Source organism: Bradyrhizobium sp. Kon56 (assembly GCF_055807635.1).
In genome coordinates this window covers 1-410 of sequence record NZ_JBVVOU010000174.1, presented here as the reverse complement: position 1 = coordinate 410, position 410 = coordinate 1, and the positions used below count along the sequence as shown (strand labels likewise).

Annotated in this window: 1 pseudogene; it reads right to left on the bottom strand. The window is 63.9% G+C overall.

The window, feature by feature from the left end:
* Window positions 1-410 (bottom strand): annotated as a pseudogene (locus tag AC0L3B_RS38500) (hypothetical protein); the annotation flags it as partial.

Genomic DNA, 410 nt, shown 5'->3' with positions numbered 1-410 from the left:
CCTCACAACGCCTGTCGCAATTTCCTGCGGATTACCTGGGCCTGGAAGAACGCGGCCGCCCAACCCCGTGCCGAAGGCATAGAACACTGCAATCGCCAGCGCGCGTATTTCCAGTGGAAACGTCTCCGCCACGGTCAGGTACGCCGAACTCGCCGCTGCCGAGGCGAAGAAGAAAATCACCATCCATGCGATGGCTTGCTGGGTCACGTCGAACCAGCCCTGCTGGAACGCGTAACCACTGAGCGCCAGCAGCACGCCGGAGATCGCGTAGGTAGAGCTGATCATCACGCGCCGGCCGACCACGTCAAACAACCGCCCCAGCAGCAGCGGCCCGCAGAAGTTGCCGAGGGCGAGCGGCAGCACGTACCAGCCGACGCGCTCGGCGGGCACGTCGTAAAAGTCGGTGAGCA